We start from the raw sequence: 16,125 nt of genomic DNA on the forward strand, positions 1-16,125 counted from the left end.
AGCGAAGAGGGACCGGAGGTCCCTCCGGCAGTCGGCGCGTAGCGCCGGCGACGAAGCGAGCGACGAGGTTGGGGAGGTGTGAGGTGCCGTGTGGGGCGGGACTCAAAGGGGCGTCCGGGAGGCGGGCGTAGGCGACGCAAGCACCGGAACGAGGGAGCGAACGAAGTGAGCGACCGAGTGAGGAGCCCAGCGAGCGTACGCCCGCCTCCCGGCCGGGGCTTTGGCGGTGTCCGCTACCGATCTAGTGTCACCGCTCGCTTACAAACCAGCCCCAACCGATCCCGATCCACCGTATCAGCAGTGCTCGCAGTCGCAGTACGCCTCGCAGACGGGGTTGTCGCAGTCCGCGCCACGGGCCGAGCAGTGCTCCCGGCCGTGTCGAATCAACAGGACGTGAAGCGGGTAGATCAGCTCGTCGGGCACCTGATCGTCTAAGAGGTCGTGGGCGCGCTCGTTCGACGCCGACTCCGGGACGAGCCCGAACCGCTTCGAGACCCGCTCGACGTGCGTGTCGACCGCCATCGTCGGCTTGCCGAAGTGGAAGTTCAAGACGACGCTCGCGGTCTTCGGGCCGACGCCTTTGATCTCCGTGAGCCACGCCTTCGCGTCGTCGGTCGCCATCGCGTCGAGGAACGCCAGCGAGTACGCCCCGCCCGTCTCCTCGCGGATCGCGGTCAGCGCGCGCTGGATCCGGGCGGCCTTCTGGTCCGGCAGCCCGGCCACTCGGATCGTCTCGCGCAACTCCTCGTGGTCGGCGGCCTCGATCGCCGCGAAGTCGGCGTAGCGCTCGAACAGCGCCTCGGCGGCCCGCCGCGTGTTCTCGTCGGCGACGTTCTGCGAGAGGATCGTCGTCACCAGTTGGCGGACGCCCTCGCCGGGCTCGGCCGTCGGGTCGGCGCCGTGCTCCGCCACTCGGTCGACCGGCTCGTACAGCGACACGAGGTCGTCGTGAAGCGCCCGGACCCGAGTCTCGTCCCAAGTCTGCGTCGACATACGCGCGCTACGTGCGCCGGTGACTTGAGACCGGCGACCCGACCGAACGCGACCCGACCGAACGCGACCCGACCGAACGCGGTCCGAGCAACGCCGCCGTTTATATGTCGCCCTCGACTACCCGGACGCGTGTACCGGGCGAGCGACCGAGTCGACAACGAGGCGTGGATCGAACTGCTCGAGGAGGCCTGCGACTCGCTCGATCTCGACGAGGAGACGCGCTCGACTGCGGTCGACCTGTTCCTCTCCCGCGCCCCGGAAGACGACCAGGGAAAACGCGTCGCGGCCGCCGGGAGCCTCTACGTCGCCGGGCTGATCCGCGGCGAGGAGCGCTCGCAGTCCGCCGTCGCCGACGCGATGGACGTCTCGCGGCTCTCGGTCCAGAAGCGCTGGAAGCCGATCCTCGAAGACGCCGGCTTCTCGCCGCCGTCGTGGTAGAAACCTGAAAACCCGCGCACGAACGGCTCTCACGCGATCCTCTATCAGAGACCTCGACGGCGATAGTTTTATCATCTAACGTAAAATCTCCTTTACTGTAAAGCGAGCTTTACACCTTGTCCCGCTCCGCTCGCTTTACCCTCCATCATGAGCGAACACACCGCCTCCGCGACGACTCGGCCCTCCACCCGAAAACGCTACAAACGAATCGCCTACGGACTGCTCGGCGCCGGCATCCTCGCGCTGTGGATCTCGATCGCGCTCGACCGGTTCGTCCTCGGCGTCGCTCTCTACTGGGCCGGCGGCCTCGGCATGGGGCTCGTCCAGCGGTTCAGCCCGGTCGAGCTGTACGACGAGCGCGACAACGCCATCGAGCGCAAGGCCAGTCAGAACACGCTGAACGTCTTCGCGTACCTCTTCATCCTTGGGACGCCAGGCGGGCTCGCCTTACAGGAGAGCGGCGCGCTCACGTTACCGGGCGAGTTCTACGGTGCGACCCTGGCCCTCTTCGCGATCTTCGTCGTGTTCGGCGTCTCTCTCCTCTACTACAAGCGGAACGCATGAGAAACGACATCAGCGACCGACGCGCCGAGACCGGGGAGAGTCAGGCCGACCTCGCCGCCGCCGTCGGGGTCACTCGCCAGACGATCAACGCGATCGAACGCGAGCGCTACGACCCCTCGCTGGAGCTCGCCTTCGAGCTCGCCGACCACTTCGGCTGTCGGATCGAGGAGATCTTCGAGCCGACCGAGTGATCACTTCGGCGTCGCCACGACGCCGAGGTGGTCCTCGTGGAACCGGTCGAGCCGCCGCGTCTCGATCACCTCGTACCCCTCCCTGAGTCGGTCGAGCGCGCCCTCGAACACCGCTTCCGGCGCCGCGGTCACGTCCTCGCTGCGCGCCTTGATCGCGAGCAGCAGCCGCCCGTCGTCGGCGAGGAACCGCGCGTTGCGGACGGCCACCTCGGCCTGTCCGCGGGTCGCGACGTCCTGAACGATCGCGTCGACCTCGGACTCGACGACGTGCGCGTACGTCTCCGGCTTCCGCGCGTCCTTGAGCAGCGGGAAGAGGCGGTCGCGCGGCTCGGCGGCGTCGAGCAGGTCGCGCGCCGGGCGCGGCGCGAACTCGACCGCGTACGTGGGGCCGGCGAAGTCGGCGACGTGGCTCACCGTGGTCCCGCTCGCCGCGCCGAGGTAGAGGACGGTCTCGCCGCCCGCGAGCCCCGTCTCCAGGCCGAGTTCGAGCATCCCACCGAGCTTCGACCGGTTCGGGTCCCACGCGCGCCAGCCGTCCGCGGTCGGCTCGCCGTAGACGGGCTCGCCGCGGGTCGCGAGCCGTCGCTCGCCGCCGAACTCGCGGCGCTCGACGCCCGCCGGCAGGGCCGGCTCACTCACCGTCGGTCACCTCCTCGGTCTCCGCGCTACCCGACCCGTCTGGGCCGGCCCCGTCGTCAGCCCGGGCGCGGATCGTCGCCATCCGCTCGCGGAGGTCGTCGTGGAGCCGCTCGCGGCGCTCCCCGCCGTAGTGGTCCGCGCGGGCGGCGAGCGTCAGCTTCCCGGCGAGCGCTCGCGCCGCGGAGCCGCGGTCTTCGGAGCGCGTTCCCCGGACGAACTCGTGCGTGTAGATGATCCCGTGTTTCGGCGACGGCGCGCGTCCCGAGAGATGTGCGAACAGCGCGTCCTCGGCGCCGAGCACCTGGACCGTCCCGGAGGGTTTCTTGGCGAGCGACTCCAGCCCGCCGGCAAGCGCGATCAGCCGCGCGGCGAGCTCCGGCCCGGCCATCTCGGTGAGGTTGGGGGCGACCGCGGGCGCGATCCGACCGATCGTCTCGGCGAGCGCCGCGCGCTCGTCGTCGAGCTCGGCTGCGCGTTCGGCGAGGGAGACCGCCCGTCGCTCGACCTCGCTTTCCGGTTCGCGGGCCGCGATCGCTCGGGCGCCGCTCACTCCGGAGCCGACGTCGTCGAAGAGGCTCCCGGCCCACTCGACGGCGCGCTCCGCGAGCTCGTTGGCGACGCGCTCGCTGTCGTCCATCGCCCGGATCGCGTGAATCAGCTGTGCGTCGTCAGCCCGCTCCCGCTCGCGGACCGCCTCGCGGGTCGCGCGCGTCGTGGCAGCCTTCAGCCGGTCGTAGTACTCGTCGGCGTCGTCCGCGAACCCGGACTCGACGGCGCGCGCAGGCCAGTCGGCGGGCGACCCGGCGCTCCCGTCGCGAACCCGTGTCGCGGCCGCCGCGGTCGCGTCGTCGCTCCCCGCCTCGACGTCGTCGCCGGCCGCGTCGCTGTCGGCCGCGCCGGTCGGCAGCGCCTCGAACCAGCCGTCTCCGCCGTCGGACGCGGCACTCGCGACCGGTTCGGCGTCGGTGTCGGTCATTGCGGGCGGCTACTCGCCCCGCCGGTATAGACGTTCCCGATGCGGCCGGCGGCCTCGCGGCCCGCTCCCGATGCGGGTTCTACCGGATCGCCGCGGTCACGCCGCCGCGTCTGTCTCCGCCTCGTCCGTAACTTCCTCCTCGCCGTCGTCTTCGTCGGCGAACACGCCGCCCGCGTCCGACCGCAGCTCCGCGAGGCTCGCGCCCGCTAGTGCGCCCAATCCCCCGCCCGTGCTGGCCGCGTTTCGACTCCACAGTCCACCGACCGCAGCGCCCACTGCGGCGCCGACGGCCGCGTACTTCGCCCTGCTCAACGCTGTTCGGATTCGTGATCCCATACGCTTCCTTTCCTGTCGTCTCATAAAAATGTGTCTGCGAGAGCCACGGATTCACCCCGCCGGCAGGCAGGAGTCGGTCCCGGTTCCTCACTGGAGCCGTTTCGTGGTCTCCACGAGCGGATGCCGCGCGTAGTCGACGATCTCGATGTCCTCGACGACGCGGAGCCCCTCCTTCTCCGCGGTCTTCGCCATCCCCAGTTCGACGGGGGTCCGGGGGACGATCACGTACGCGTCCATCGTCTCGATGCCGGCCTTGCGAGCGGCCATGGCCCGATGGTGGCCGTCCGCGAGGTAGAGGGTGCCGCCGTTGTCGATGACGACGAGCGGCTCGGCGAGCCCGTGTTCGAGCTCGTACTGCCGTCCCTCCAGTTCGTCGGCGTACACTCGTGCCTGCGTCGGGGTCAGCGCCGCTATCTCGACCTCGCGCCGCTCCTCGTCGAGGTCGACGCCGTGAATCTGCGCGAGGGTGCGCATCAGTTTCCCGACCTTGCCGGGCGTCGCGCGCTCGATCTGCGAGCGGACCACGTCGGTGTTCGAGATGATCCCGACGAGGTTGTCGGCGTCGTCGACGACGGGGAGCCGCTGGATGCCGGAGCGTAAGATTACGCGGGCGGCGTCTGTCACCTTCATGTCGGGGTGCGCGACGATCAGGTTCTCCGTCATCACGGTGAACACCGGGGCGTCGTCGTCCGCGAGCAGCAGGTCCCCGGCCGAGACGAACCCCTCCACGGTGCGGCCCTGCGTCACCGGGAACCCGTTGTGGCCGTCGCTGTCGGCCATGCGACGCGCGACGGTCGCCACCGTCTCGTCCGGGCTGACCGTCTCCACCTCGCGGGTCATGTACTCCCCGACCGTCGGTTTGCCGCTCATCGTCCGCCGTAAACGCTCCCGGGATAAAAAGAGGGCGGGGCGACGGGGGCCCGATCCGGTGGCTCGCCGCGTTCGCCCTCCGGAGGGCCTGCGCGAGCGGCCCCAGCCACACGCCAACGGCGGGCGGTCCCGCGGTTCCCTGACGACCGTCGGTTGGGGGCGGCGTTACCTCGCGGTCGGCCCCCAAGTCACCGCTTCGTCGGGCTCGCCGTTCGGGCGTTCGACGCGAGTTCTGAGTCGCCCGCGCTCGTCGACGGCGATCGAGACCCGGCTCACGTTCCGCTCGTAGCGTCGATACCGCCCCCTTTCGGCGTCTATCGAAACGTGTTCCGTCACCAGGTCCAACTCGTTGAGCGTGTCCAAGCGCCGGTACACCGTCGACGTCGGGATACCGCACTCCTCGACGAGTTCGGCGACCGAAGTCGGCTCGTCGAGCGCGGACAAGATCGTCCGGTTCGTCTCCTCGCTCAGGGCGTCGAGGAGCCGCTGGACGAACTGCGACTCGTCGTCTTCCGAGCCGGCGTCACTCATCGCGAACGACCGGTGATGGTGGCTCGCTTCGTCGGGCTCCGTCCCCCCCTCCTGTGCGCTTCGCCTTCGACTCGACGTGAGAACCGCTCATTATCAGAGATTGCGCGCACAGCGGCTAGTGTGTCCGTTTGGCACACGACAAGTCCGGCGTCGCCGCCGCTTCGAGGCGGCTAGCTGTCACCGTCCGGCTCGCCGACTTCGATCGGGACGCCGATCATGTTTCCCCACTCGGTCCAGGAGCCGTCGTAGTGTCGCACGTGTTCGTATCCGAGCAGCTCCTCGAGAACGAACCACGTGACCGACGACCGTTCCCCGATCCGGCAGTAGACGATCACGTCGTCGTCGGGGGTGACTCCCCGGGACTCGTACACGTCCGCGAGCTCCTCGCGCGACTTGAACAGGCCGTCGGGGCGGACGTTCTCGGCCCAGAACACGTTCGTCGCCCCGGGGATGTGCCCGCCCCGCATCGCTCCCTCGTCGCTGCCGGGCGGCTTCGTGACGTCGCCGCGGAACTCCTCGGGCAGACGGACGTCGACGAACTTCGCGTCGGTACCGATCGCCGCCCGCACGTCCGTGCGGGCGGCCCGCACCTCCGGCCTGGTCGGCGCGTCGGGCGCGTCTCCGTACGTCACGTCGGGGGGCGCGACCGACTCCGTCGTGGTCGGGTAGCCGTGTTCCGTCCAGTACTCGCGACCGCCGTCCATGATCCTGACGTCCGAATGGCCGTAGTGAGCGAGCTGCCAGTACAGGTGCGCCGCGAACCAGTTCCTGTTGTCCCCGTAGATGACGACGGTCGTCTCCTCGGTGATCCCCCGCGATTCGAGGAAGGCGGTCATCTCCGCCGGCGAGAGGATGTCGTGTACCTCCGCCGACCGGAGGTCGGTCCGCCAGTCGACGCCGACGGCGCCGGGCGCGTGACCCTCCTCGTAAAACGAGGCGTTGACGTCGACCTCGAGCAGCCGCATGTCGGTCGCGTCGGAGCCGAACCGGTCGTGCCGGGCGTGCACCCAGTCGGCGCTGACGAGTACGTCCGTCGGGTAGCGATCGCCAGTCGACGCGTCTGTCGGCCCTCGCTGATCTTCGTCGGTGGGGGTTTCGGCGGTCATGTTCGTTGGTCCGCGAATCGTTTCGCCAGCTCAGCGGTCGCGCGTCGGAGCCGGTACGACACCGTCGAGCGCGGCTCTTCGAGCTCCGTCGCGAGCTCGTCGAGCGTCACGGCCCGCGGCGTCTCGAAGTACCCCCGCTCGACCGCGAGCAGCAGGGTCTCGCGCTGCTTGGCGGGGACGTCCGGCCGGGAGAGCAGCTCGCTCTCCCAGTGGTCGACCTCGGTCAGGTGTTCGAACGAGAACGACAGCCCGTCGCCGAGCTTCGCGGACAGCGTGTCGTACAGCAGCCCGATCTTCGAGTCGTCCTGTACCAACACGCGCCACCGGACCGTATCGCCGGACCGCGTCTGCTCGAAGAGGACGCCCCCGTCGACGTACTTCGCCGCGATCAGCGGCACGGACTCGCAGTAGTCCACGTCGGAGACGTACGTGTACGTCACTCGCCGCCGCTGCTCGCGGGTCAACAGGCTCGTCGCGCGGTTCGAGCGACACTCCCGAGCGCTGATCGACTCGCGGTCGACGGACTCGTCCAAGAGCAGCTCGTCGACGGCGTCGAGGTCGGCCGCCTCGCCGGTCACCGATTCGAGCTTCCACAGCTCCGTGGGGTCGAGACACGAGTAAGTTGCCTCCGACTGGAGGGACTCCCGGTCGATGAACAGGTCGACGTACTCGTCGGCGCCGGGTTCGTACGTTATTGTAAACGTGAAGTCGTACATCTGACGGTGAACTCGTTCGTTGCTTCTGTCTCGGTTCGCGGTCTCCGCCTCGCGGTCGGGTTCGGCCGAGCGGTCGGGGCCGACCGCATTTCGCCGGGAAGTTGGCCCTCGACAACGCGTTTCATATGCGCCCGACGCACTTACGTTGTCTCGTATGGCACGGTCACGTTCGACTCGGGGAATCCCCACCGCGCTCCGAAGCCGTCTCCTGATACCCGCGCTCGTCGCGCTCGTCGCCGGAGTCGGGGGAGTCGCTTTCGGACTCGCCCACGACGACGCGGTCACCGCGCTGGGCGCGCTGTTGTTCCTGCCGAGCGCCGCGCTGCTGTTCGGTATCGTCGCCAAGCGCCACGGAATCGGACCGTTCAGCCCGTCCCGTCGGCGAGCGAGCTGACTCCCGGCGCGTCGCCGCCCGGTTGCTCCCGGTCCGCGGACCAGGGCGGGACGCCCTCCGGTCGTCTCCGTCCGTCCCCGCCTGAGCCACTTGGGGAGCGCTCGGCTCACGTCGCCTCCCGAACGCGCGCGGCGACGAGCCGGTCGACGTTGTACATGAACACGGCGACCGCGGCCAGTATCGTCGCGAAGTAGACGACGAGCTGGGGCGGACCGGACGCGGCGCCGCCCGCGACGGCCCCGCCGAACCCGACGGCGAGGAGCTCCGCCCACGTGATGAGCACGCGCGAGAGCAGCAGCGTTCCGACCGGCGACCGGCGACTCGGCGCGTTCGCCGCTGAGCCGTCGCTCATCTCAGTACGCCTCCTCGGCCGATACCGGTCCGCTGAACGCCGAGTACAGGACGGCGAAGTACGCGGCGATCAGCGGTAACAGCAGGGCCGCGCCGATCGACATGAGGTTCAGCGGTAACGTCGAGACGACGGCGTCACTCACCGTCGCCCCCGTCGCCGGGTCGATACGCGGGTACATGAGTGTCGCGACCACCGCGATCAGCCCGTACGTCAGTCCCGCGGCCGCCGCGAGCGCGGCGACGTTCGCCCCCCGTCGAAGCGCGACGGCGTAGCCCACGCCGAGCGCGACGGAGGCGGCGACCAGCGCGAGCACCGGGGGCGACAGCAGCGCGTCGACGCCGGCCGGGAGTCGGGTCACCAGGGCGCCGAGGGTCGCGACGACGGCGAGGAGGTACGCCGCGACGGCCCCGACTCCGATCCGCGTCACCGTTTCGGGAAGCGCGTCTCGGGCCTTCAGCCGGAGGAACGCGGCGCCGGAAACGACGGTCAGCGCCGTGACGGTGGCGCCCGCGACGACGCCGACGAGCGTGAACGACCGGGGAGTCCCGACGAGCCAGTTGCCCGCGAACGCGCCGAGGAGGAACGGCGCGAGGACGCTGCCGGCGACGAACGACCGTCCCCACCACCGCTGCCACCGCTCGTCGTGGCGCTGTTCGTACATCTCGGGCGCCAGCCCCCGGAGGATGAGGGCGCCGAGGATGCCGAACATCAGCAGGTAGTGCCGGCTGAACAGCCCCGCGTACACCGACGGGAAGGCGGCGAACAGCGCGCCGCCGAAGACGACGAGCCACACCTCGTTCCCGTCCCAAAACGGGCCGATCGCCGACAGCACCGCCTCGCGCGCCTCGTCTTCGCGAAGCGTCGCGAAGATCGCGCCGGCGCCGAAGTCGAAGCCGTCGAGGAACAGGAACGTCCCCAGGATCGCGAACACCAGCGCGAACCACAGATCCGGGAGCGGCAGGCCGAAAAGCGGGCCCGCCGCGAGCGCGTCGACGGCGTTAGTCATCGCCGGGCACCCCCGCGGGTTCGGCGTCGCGCTCGTCGGTAGCCCTCAGCGCGCTCGCGCTCGGCGGACCCTCTCGGATCACCCGCGCGACGACGTACGTGTACAGCGCGAGGATACCGGCGTAGACCCCGACGAACCCCGCGAGCGTGACCATCGCTTCCGTACCGGTGAGACCCGGAGAGACTCCCTCGCTCGTCTTCATCACGCCCTGGATCACCCAGGGCTGGCGGCCGACCTCCGTGACGACCCACCCGAGTTCGACCGCGACGATCCCGAGCAGACTGGACGCCATCAGCGACTTGTGGAGCAGTCCGTCCTCGAACAGCTCGCCCGTGTACCATCGGTAGCCGCCCCAGAACGCCAGGAGGATGAACCAAAAGCCCATTCCGACCATCGCGCGGAACGACCAGAACACGACGGCGACCGGCGGCGCCTCCGTGTCGAACGTGTTCAGTCCGCGTATCTCCGCGGTCGCGTCGCCCCCGCTGGCGAGCCAAGACGCGCCGCCCGGGATGCCGATGCCGAACAGCTCCTTCGCGCGGGGGTCGGTGAACTGGCTCAGGTCGGTCGGAATCGCGAAGATGTACTCCGGGACGTACGCCTCGGTGTCCCAGACCGCCTCCATGGCGGCGAACTTCTGTGGTTGCGTCTCGTAGACGTGACGCGCGTACAGGTCGCCCTGGAGCACCTGTAGCGGGGCCGTGATGAGCAGCGCGACCAGCGCGATCTTGAGCGTCTTCTGCCAGAAGACGACGTTCTCGGTCTGGTGCCCCCAGACGTGGTGTCGGTAGACGTAGTACGCGGAGACGCCGGCCATGAACAGCGCCACCGACTCGACGGCGGCGTTTTGCATGTGGACGTACATGTACCCGAACCGCGGGGTCAGGTACGCCGCGACCGGGTCGACGAGGTGGACCACCTGCTGTCCGTCCTCGGTGACGAGCTCGTAGCCGCGCGGCATCTGCATCCACGAGTTCGCGATGAGGATCCAGACGGCGGACAGCCACGTTCCGACGCCCACGGCGAGGCTGGACACCACGTACAGCCGGTCGGAGACGCGCTCGCGACCGAACACGAAGATGCCGAGGAACGTCGCCTCCAGCATGAACGCCATCATCCCCTCGATAGCGAGCGGGCCGCCGAACAGCTCTCCGGCGGTCGTCGAGAACGCCGCGAAGTTGGTTCCGAACTCGAACTCGAGGACGATCCCGGTGACCGTCCCGACGACGAACGAGATAGCGAAGATCTTGGTCCAGAAGCGCCGCAACTGCTCGTACACCGGATCGCCGCCCCGGACGTCCTTCCACGTGAAGTAGATCAGGAACGGAGCCAGCCCCATGCTCATCACCGGGAAGATGATGTGGACGATCGTCGTCAGGGCGAACTGGAATCGGCTTGCGAGTACTGGATCGATCATGTGGTGGTGAGTGGCCGGATCGGCGAGTCCCTTCGACGCGCGCCGCGGTCGATCGCTTCATCCGGTGCTGGGTACTCCTCCTCTATAACCCCGGAGTTGGCACAGGACAAGCGCCGCCGTCGCCCGGCCTCGAGCCGTCGAGGCCTCGACGAGGCGCCGCGGAAATTGTCCTGTGCCAACCCATTCCTTTGGGGGGCGAAGCGGTTACGGCCGCTCATGGGGACACGGCACGCCGTGCTGACGCTCGTCGCGCTCGTCACGCTGATAATGGCCGTCAGAGCGGTTATCGCCGGCCTCGCCGGCGACTTCGGGACGGTCGGTCGGCAGGTCGGCGTCGGCGGGATCGTCTTCGCGTTCGGCGTGGCGCTGTACCGGAACTGGGAGTCGGTCGGCTGACCCGGCGGCCGTCAGGACTCCTCCGCGGACTCGTCGCGTCCGTCTCCGTCGTCGGCCCGGCTCCCGCCGCGCAGCCGTTCGGCGACCCCGTGCCGAAGGCGATCGAGAGGCCGCGAACAGGCGCCGCACTCGGCGCAGCTAACGTCCGAGCAGGACGGCGAGACGCCACACCGCGGACACGAGAGCCCGTTTGCCGGGTCGAACTCGTACTCGCAGCGCGGACAGATCACGCGACCACCTCCAGCGCGGCGGCGACGACGCCGCCGACCGTGAACGCCGTGACCCAGGATCCGACCCACACGAGGAGTGCGCTCCGCGCGTCGCGCTCCCTGAGTATCACCGCCATCGTGAGGATACACGGGACGAACAGCGTGACGACGATCAGCCCAACGAAGGTCTGTGAGGCCGACAGCGCCGCGTCGGTCATTCCGGCGGCGGCGAAGTCTCGCCGGATCAGCCCCAAGACGAGCACCTGACCGAACGACGCCGGTAAGCCGAGCGCCGCGGTCAGCGGCCGAAGGACCTCGACTATCGCGTCCAGCGCCCCGACGTAGTCGAGCGTCGACACCGCCGCCGCGGTCGCTCCGAACAGGGGGGCCGCCTCCCCGAGGAACGCGGCGCTCCGGTTTGCCGTCTTCCGAGCGACGTTCCTCGGACGAGGGACGCGCAGTCGCGGCAACTGCTCGATCAGCGGGTCCTGTCGGCCGGGGAGCGCCCGGTCAAGGAAGACGCCGGCGACGCCGAGGACCCCGAGCAGCACCGCGAGGTAGCCGCCCCACCAGGCGACTCCGAGTCCGGCCAGCAGCCCGATGATGACGCCGATCTGCGCCGAGCAGGGGATCGCGAGCCCCAGCAGCGCCGTCGTGATGAGCCGCTCCCGACGCGACCCCACCATCCGTGTCGAGATGACCGCCATCGTCACGCATCCCACGCCGACGATAAGCGGGACGACCGCGCGGCCGTTGAGCCCGATCCGGTTGAGCCCCCTGTCGGTCAAGACGGCCAGCCGCGGCAGGACGCCGGCGTCCTCGAGCGTCCCGACCACGAGGTAGAACGCGATCACGAGCGGGAGCAGGACGCCGAGAACGTACTGGACGGTGATGGTCAGCAGCCCCAAGTTGTCGTTGACGAGCAGGAACTCGACGGGGGCGGCCCACTGGCTTGCCGGGAGAAGGTCCGCGACGGCCGCCTCGACCGCGGGGTTGTAGTACCGACCGAACAGTACCTCCTCCGCGTAGCCGACGACCCGCTGCGCGACGACCACCCCCATGAAATAGAATACCGCGACGAGGAGTCCGACCGCGATCGGGACCCCGGTCACCGGCCGCATCAACAGATCGCCGATCCGCTGCCCGGCGACCCGCCCGGAGCCGGCGTCCCGTTCCACCGAGTCGACGATCGACCGGACCCGGTTCCGGCGCTCGCGGTACACCGCCTCTCGATCTCCGACGCCGCTGAGCGGCCCGTCTCCCCCGTCGGCCACGAGGTCGCAGGCACCGACGCGACGGGCCGTTGGCTCGTCTCCCTCGACGAGGAGTGTCTTCTCCGCCCGGCCGGCCTCGACCGCGTCGGGGAGCGCGTCGTAGTGCGAGTCGACGGGCGTCGACTCGGGGGCGGACGCCTCCGGGACCCGCTCCCGGAGTTCGTCGACGCCCGACCCGGTGACGGCGACGGTCGGCACGACCGGGACGCCGAGGGCCGCCTCCAAGGAGCCGACGTCGACCTCGACGCCGTCCGCCTCGAGTTCGTCCATCATGTTCAACGCGACGACCGTCGGAACGCCCATGTCCAGCAGCTGTAGGGTCACGAACAGGTCCCGGTCGAGCTGCGTGGCGTCGACGACGTTCACGACCGCGTCCGCCTCGAGGACGGCCTCTCGGGTGACCCGCTCCGCCTCGGAGAACGACGAGATACCGTGGACCCCGGGGGTGTCGATCAGGCGAGTCGAGCCGACGGTCACCGCGGCCGTCTCGACCGTGGTGCCGGGGTAGTTCGAGACGTCGGCGTACTCGGCCGTGAGACTGCCGAAAAGCACGCTCTTTCCCGCGTTCGGGGCCCCCCACTAGCGCTACGTTCGCCTCGGTGTCGCCGGGACCGAACTCGTCTCCCGTCTCGCCGTTCGCCCCCTCCTCGTTCGCCGGCCCTCCGTTCGCCGTCATCGTTGTTCGCCGTGGCGCCCCGCTCGCTCGACGGTGACCTCCCGGGCGAGCGGCCGCCCCAGCGCAACCTCCGTCCCGCGACGCCGCACGACGACCGGCCCGTTACGGATCCGTCGGTGACACTTGACGCGGCCGTCGAGGAGGCCCAGCCGCAGCAATCGGGCGCGCGACTCGTCGTCCGGTACGTCGATCAGTTCGATCCACTCGTTCGCCGGGACGTCGACCAGCGCGGCCACCATTTAGGCGTACCTAAAACCACGCCCGTATTGGGCGACACGCCGCATTATGTGGATTTATATAAGCGTCTCGCGGCTGGTAACCTCCCGTCAAGCAAGCCGTGAGTCCAGCTCGTCGTGGCCGCCGCCTTCGCACCGCGGAGCGCTTCGAGAGAGCTGACGGCCGCCGGCGCCCACCGCGACGAACGGCCCGTCGACCGACATCTCGTCGCCGTCCCGCGTGACGACGGTCTCGAGGATATCATCGCCGGCGAGACGGTCGAGGTCGTCGGAGGCACCCGGAGTCTCCGCGCACGCTGCCCGCTCGCGGTGCGGAGGCTCTCGGGGACGGAGCGAGAGCGAAAAAGCGGACGGCGACGCGCCGACCCGCCTACTGCGGGCTCGGGCTGGACGGGCCGGAGACGTTGCCGTCCTTCAGCGCAGAGCCGGTGATCGACTTCAGACGGGCGACGAGCGAGTCCTTCTCGGGCTCGCCCTCCAGGGCGATGTCGAGGACCTCGCTGATGTGCGAGACCGGGATGATCTCGATCATCTCCTTGTACTCGTCTTCGATCATCACGTCCTGCTCGTTGGCCGCCGGGATGATGACCCGGTCGCAGCCGGCCTTCGCGGCCGCCTCGATCTTGTGGGTCACCCCGCCGACGGGGAGCACGTCGCCGCGGACCGACAGCGAGCCGGTCATCGCGAGGCTCTGGTCGACGCCGACGTTCTCCAGCGCGGAGATGACGGCGGTCGCGACCGTGATGGACGCGGAGTCGCCGTCGACGCCCTGCTGACCGGTCTGGATGAACTGGATGTGGATGTCCTTCTCAGAGATGTTCTCGTCGGAGAACTTCTTGATGATCGCCGAGACGTTCTGGACGGACTCCTCGGCCATCTCCTTGAGCTGGCCGGTGGCGATCACCTGGCCGCCGCCCTGCGTCGGCGTCACCTCGGCCATCACCGGGAGCATGATCCCGGAGTCTTCGCCCATCACGGCGAGGCCGTTGACCCGACCGGTGACGTAGCCGTCGGAGACCTGAAGCTCGTAGTCCTTCCGGCGCTCGATGTAGTCGTCGGCGAGCTGCTGCTCGATGGACCGCGAGCGGCCCTTCGCCTGAAGGACGTGCTCGCGGGTCGTGACGTCGGCGTCCTCGCCGCGGGCGATGTCGCCCGCGACCCGGACCATCCCGCCGAGGTTCCGCATCTTCAGCGTGAGGTGGCCCTTCCGGCCGGAGCGCCGCTTGGCCTCGAGGATTATCTCCTCGACGGCCTCGGCGGAGAACTCCGGCAGGCGCCCGTCCTTCGCGACCTCCTGGGCGATGAAGCGCACGTACTTCCGGCGCATCTCCGGGGTGTCCTCGATGGTGTCCTCCATGTACACCTCGTAGCCGTACCCCTTGATACGGCTCCGGAGCGCCGGGTGCATGTTCTCCATCGCGTCGAGGTTCCCGGCCGCGATCATGACGAAGTCGGTCGGGACGGGCTCGGTCTGGACCATCGCGCCCGAGGAGCGCTCGGACTGGCCCGTGATCGAGAACTCGCCCTCCTGGATCGCCGTCATGAGGTGCTGCTGGCTGCGGATGTCCAGCGTGTTGATCTCGTCGATGAACAGCACGCCCTTGTTCGCCTTGTGGATGGCCCCGGCCTCGACGCGGTCGTGGCTGGGCGTCTCCATCCCGCCGGACTGGAACGGGTCGTGCCGGACGTCGCCGAGCAGTGCGCCGGCGTGCGCGCCGGTCGCGTCGCGGAACGGCGCGGTCTTCGTGTCGCCGTTGTTCACCAGCAGGTTCGGGATCATCGCGTCCGACCCGCGGTTCAGGTAGCGGAAGACGAGGTAGACCACGCCGGCCGCGATGATGCCCACGAGGATCTGGCCGACGATGATGAGCGCGTAGCCCAACACGACGGCGATGATGATCCACATGAGGAGCGACCGCATCTGGTTGCGCTTGCGCGCCTCCTCGCGGTGCGCCTCGACGATCTGGTCGCCCTTGCCGGCCGGCACGGTGCGGACCTTCGGCTTGTTGCCGTCGTCGGGGTTGTGATACACCAGCACGTCCTGAAGCTCCTCTTTGGGGAGGAGTTCGGACATCGCCTTCGCGAGCATCGACTTCCCGGTCCCGGGCGAGCCGATCATCATCACGTGGCGGCGCTGTTTGGCCGCCTTGATGATCACGTCGCGGGCGTGTTCCTGCCCGATGACCTGGTCGACGAGCCGGTCGGGGATCTCGATTTCGGCGGTCGTGTCGACGTTGAGTCCGCCGAGCAGGTCGTCTTCGTCCGGGTCTTCGTCTATTTCGGCGCCCTCGACCTCGACGGTGCTGCCGAGATCGTCTATCCCGCCGTCGTCGGCGGGGCCGGCCCCGTCGCCGTTCCGGTCCCCCTCGGGACCGTCGACGATCTCGGTCTCGTCGAACCCGTCGCCCTCGTCGACGACGATACCGTCGTCCCAGGGGTCGTCCGCGTCGTCGGGGTCGTCGGCCGACTCCCCGCCGGAGTCCGCGGCCGTGTCCCCCTCGACGCCGGGCTCTCTCGCCGAACCGTCGTCGGGCTCGGGGTCGCCGCGCGTGGCGTCCTCGCCGTTCCCCGTCGGGCTCGAGTCGTCGACGTCGCCGTGAGGCGGGTCGTCGGGGTCGTCGGCCGTCGGGTCGTTCGTGTCCTTCTCGTTGCTCATAGAATCGGGTGTCGCTGTTGAAAACGACGGGTCGGCTACTGATATACTTTCTCCCCCCGGACCCCTCAGCATGGGCGCAGTAAAACCCATCTAGAAGGCTTTTACCCCCAGATATCGGCGTCAGGCCGTTCCCGCGGGGTTTATAAATG

19 protein-coding genes are annotated in these 16,125 nt (G+C 69.3%); 5 read left to right on the forward strand and 14 right to left on the reverse strand.

What is annotated here, in order from left to right; translation table 11 throughout:
- Positions 1-294 precede the first annotated feature (294 nt).
- The gene (locus ABDZ89_RS16110) at positions 295-993 is read right to left on the reverse strand and encodes an endonuclease III domain-containing protein (protein WP_343780691.1); all 699 of its coding nucleotides are present in this window, start codon (positions 991-993) and stop codon (positions 295-297) included.
- Between the two features lie 129 nt (positions 994-1,122).
- Between ABDZ89_RS16110 and ABDZ89_RS16115 the strand changes: the two genes are divergently transcribed.
- From ABDZ89_RS16115 to ABDZ89_RS16125, 3 genes are all read left to right on the forward strand, one after another.
- The gene (locus ABDZ89_RS16115; protein WP_343780692.1) at positions 1,123-1,431 is read left to right on the forward strand and encodes a transcription initiation factor IIB family protein; all 309 of its coding nucleotides are present in this window, start codon (positions 1,123-1,125) and stop codon (positions 1,429-1,431) included.
- A 147-nt stretch (positions 1,432-1,578) separates the two neighbouring features.
- The gene (locus ABDZ89_RS16120) at positions 1,579-1,995 is read left to right on the forward strand and encodes a DUF2178 domain-containing protein (RefSeq protein WP_343780694.1); all 417 of its coding nucleotides are present in this window, start codon (positions 1,579-1,581) and stop codon (positions 1,993-1,995) included.
- A complete protein-coding gene (locus ABDZ89_RS16125) occupies positions 1,992-2,186 on the forward strand; it encodes a helix-turn-helix transcriptional regulator (protein ID WP_343780695.1) in 195 nt (64 codons plus the stop codon). Before ABDZ89_RS16120 ends, ABDZ89_RS16125 begins: the two co-directional genes overlap by 4 nt.
- Here ABDZ89_RS16125 and ABDZ89_RS16130 read toward each other — a convergent pair whose 3' ends face one another.
- From ABDZ89_RS16130 to ABDZ89_RS16160, 7 genes are all read right to left on the reverse strand, one after another.
- Positions 2,187-2,825 (reverse strand): fibrillarin-like rRNA/tRNA 2'-O-methyltransferase, encoded by a 639-nt coding sequence (locus tag ABDZ89_RS16130; RefSeq protein ID WP_343780696.1) that lies wholly within the window; start codon positions 2,823-2,825, stop codon positions 2,187-2,189.
- A complete protein-coding gene (locus ABDZ89_RS16135; RefSeq protein ID WP_343780697.1) occupies positions 2,818-3,801 on the reverse strand; it encodes an NOP5/NOP56 family protein in 984 nt (327 codons plus the stop codon). Before ABDZ89_RS16135 ends, ABDZ89_RS16130 begins: the two co-directional genes overlap by 8 nt.
- A gap of 96 nt (positions 3,802-3,897) precedes the next feature.
- Complete coding sequence (locus ABDZ89_RS16140) at positions 3,898-4,137, reverse strand: hypothetical protein (RefSeq protein WP_343780698.1); 240 nt, start codon at positions 4,135-4,137, stop codon at positions 3,898-3,900.
- A gap of 87 nt (positions 4,138-4,224) precedes the next feature.
- Positions 4,225-5,007 (reverse strand): CBS domain-containing protein, encoded by a 783-nt coding sequence (locus ABDZ89_RS16145; RefSeq protein ID WP_343780699.1) that lies wholly within the window; start codon positions 5,005-5,007, stop codon positions 4,225-4,227.
- Positions 5,008-5,172: 165 nt separating this feature from the next.
- Positions 5,173-5,538: a winged helix-turn-helix domain-containing protein gene (locus ABDZ89_RS16150; protein ID WP_343780700.1), complete on the reverse strand. Its 366-nt coding sequence runs from the start codon at positions 5,536-5,538 to the stop codon at positions 5,173-5,175.
- A gap of 170 nt (positions 5,539-5,708) precedes the next feature.
- Positions 5,709-6,644, reverse strand: a complete 936-nt coding sequence (locus ABDZ89_RS16155) for a sulfurtransferase (protein ID WP_343780701.1) — start codon at positions 6,642-6,644, stop codon at positions 5,709-5,711.
- Positions 6,641-7,360: a helix-turn-helix domain-containing protein gene (locus tag ABDZ89_RS16160; RefSeq protein ID WP_343780702.1), complete on the reverse strand. Its 720-nt coding sequence runs from the start codon at positions 7,358-7,360 to the stop codon at positions 6,641-6,643. Before ABDZ89_RS16160 ends, ABDZ89_RS16155 begins: the two co-directional genes overlap by 4 nt.
- A 154-nt stretch (positions 7,361-7,514) precedes the next feature.
- Between ABDZ89_RS16160 and ABDZ89_RS16165 the strand changes: the two genes are divergently transcribed.
- On the forward strand, positions 7,515-7,754 hold the full coding sequence (locus tag ABDZ89_RS16165) for a hypothetical protein (protein WP_343780703.1): 240 nt from the start codon (positions 7,515-7,517) through the stop codon (positions 7,752-7,754).
- A gap of 106 nt (positions 7,755-7,860) precedes the next feature.
- Here the strand turns inward: ABDZ89_RS16165 and ABDZ89_RS16170 are convergent, their stop codons facing one another.
- The 3 genes from ABDZ89_RS16170 to ABDZ89_RS16180 are packed head-to-tail and all read right to left on the reverse strand — an operon-like array spanning position 7,861 to position 10,529.
- Entirely contained in the window at positions 7,861-8,106 is a 246-nt protein-coding gene (locus ABDZ89_RS16170) for a hypothetical protein (RefSeq protein WP_343780705.1), read from the reverse strand.
- Between the two features lies 1 nt (position 8,107).
- Complete coding sequence (locus ABDZ89_RS16175) at positions 8,108-9,112, reverse strand: cytochrome d ubiquinol oxidase subunit II (RefSeq protein WP_343780706.1); 1,005 nt, start codon at positions 9,110-9,112, stop codon at positions 8,108-8,110.
- A complete protein-coding gene (locus tag ABDZ89_RS16180) occupies positions 9,105-10,529 on the reverse strand; it encodes a cytochrome ubiquinol oxidase subunit I (protein WP_343780707.1) in 1,425 nt (474 codons plus the stop codon). Before ABDZ89_RS16180 ends, ABDZ89_RS16175 begins: the two co-directional genes overlap by 8 nt.
- 216 nt (positions 10,530-10,745) lie before the next feature.
- Here ABDZ89_RS16180 and ABDZ89_RS16185 point away from each other — a divergent pair, with 216 nt between their 5' ends.
- Positions 10,746-10,925, forward strand: coding sequence for a DUF8073 family membrane protein (locus ABDZ89_RS16185; protein WP_343780708.1), 180 nt, complete (start codon positions 10,746-10,748; stop codon positions 10,923-10,925).
- Between the two features lie 226 nt (positions 10,926-11,151).
- Here the strand turns inward: ABDZ89_RS16185 and feoB are convergent, their stop codons facing one another.
- From feoB to lonB, 3 genes are all read right to left on the reverse strand, one after another.
- Positions 11,152-12,960 (reverse strand): ferrous iron transport protein B, encoded by a 1,809-nt coding sequence (gene feoB, locus ABDZ89_RS16190; RefSeq protein WP_343780709.1) that lies wholly within the window; start codon positions 12,958-12,960, stop codon positions 11,152-11,154.
- 120 nt (positions 12,961-13,080) lie between these two features.
- Positions 13,081-13,323 (reverse strand): FeoA domain-containing protein, encoded by a 243-nt coding sequence (locus tag ABDZ89_RS16195; RefSeq protein ID WP_343780710.1) that lies wholly within the window; start codon positions 13,321-13,323, stop codon positions 13,081-13,083.
- Positions 13,324-13,690: 367 nt separating this feature from the next.
- The gene (gene lonB, locus ABDZ89_RS16200; protein ID WP_343780711.1) at positions 13,691-15,976 is read right to left on the reverse strand and encodes an ATP-dependent protease LonB; all 2,286 of its coding nucleotides are present in this window, start codon (positions 15,974-15,976) and stop codon (positions 13,691-13,693) included.
- Positions 15,977-16,125: the final 149 nt, after the last annotated feature.

Source organism: Halorubrum ejinorense (assembly GCF_039522565.1).
Classification (GTDB): Archaea; Halobacteriota; Halobacteria; order Halobacteriales; family Haloferacaceae; genus Halorubrum; species Halorubrum ejinorense.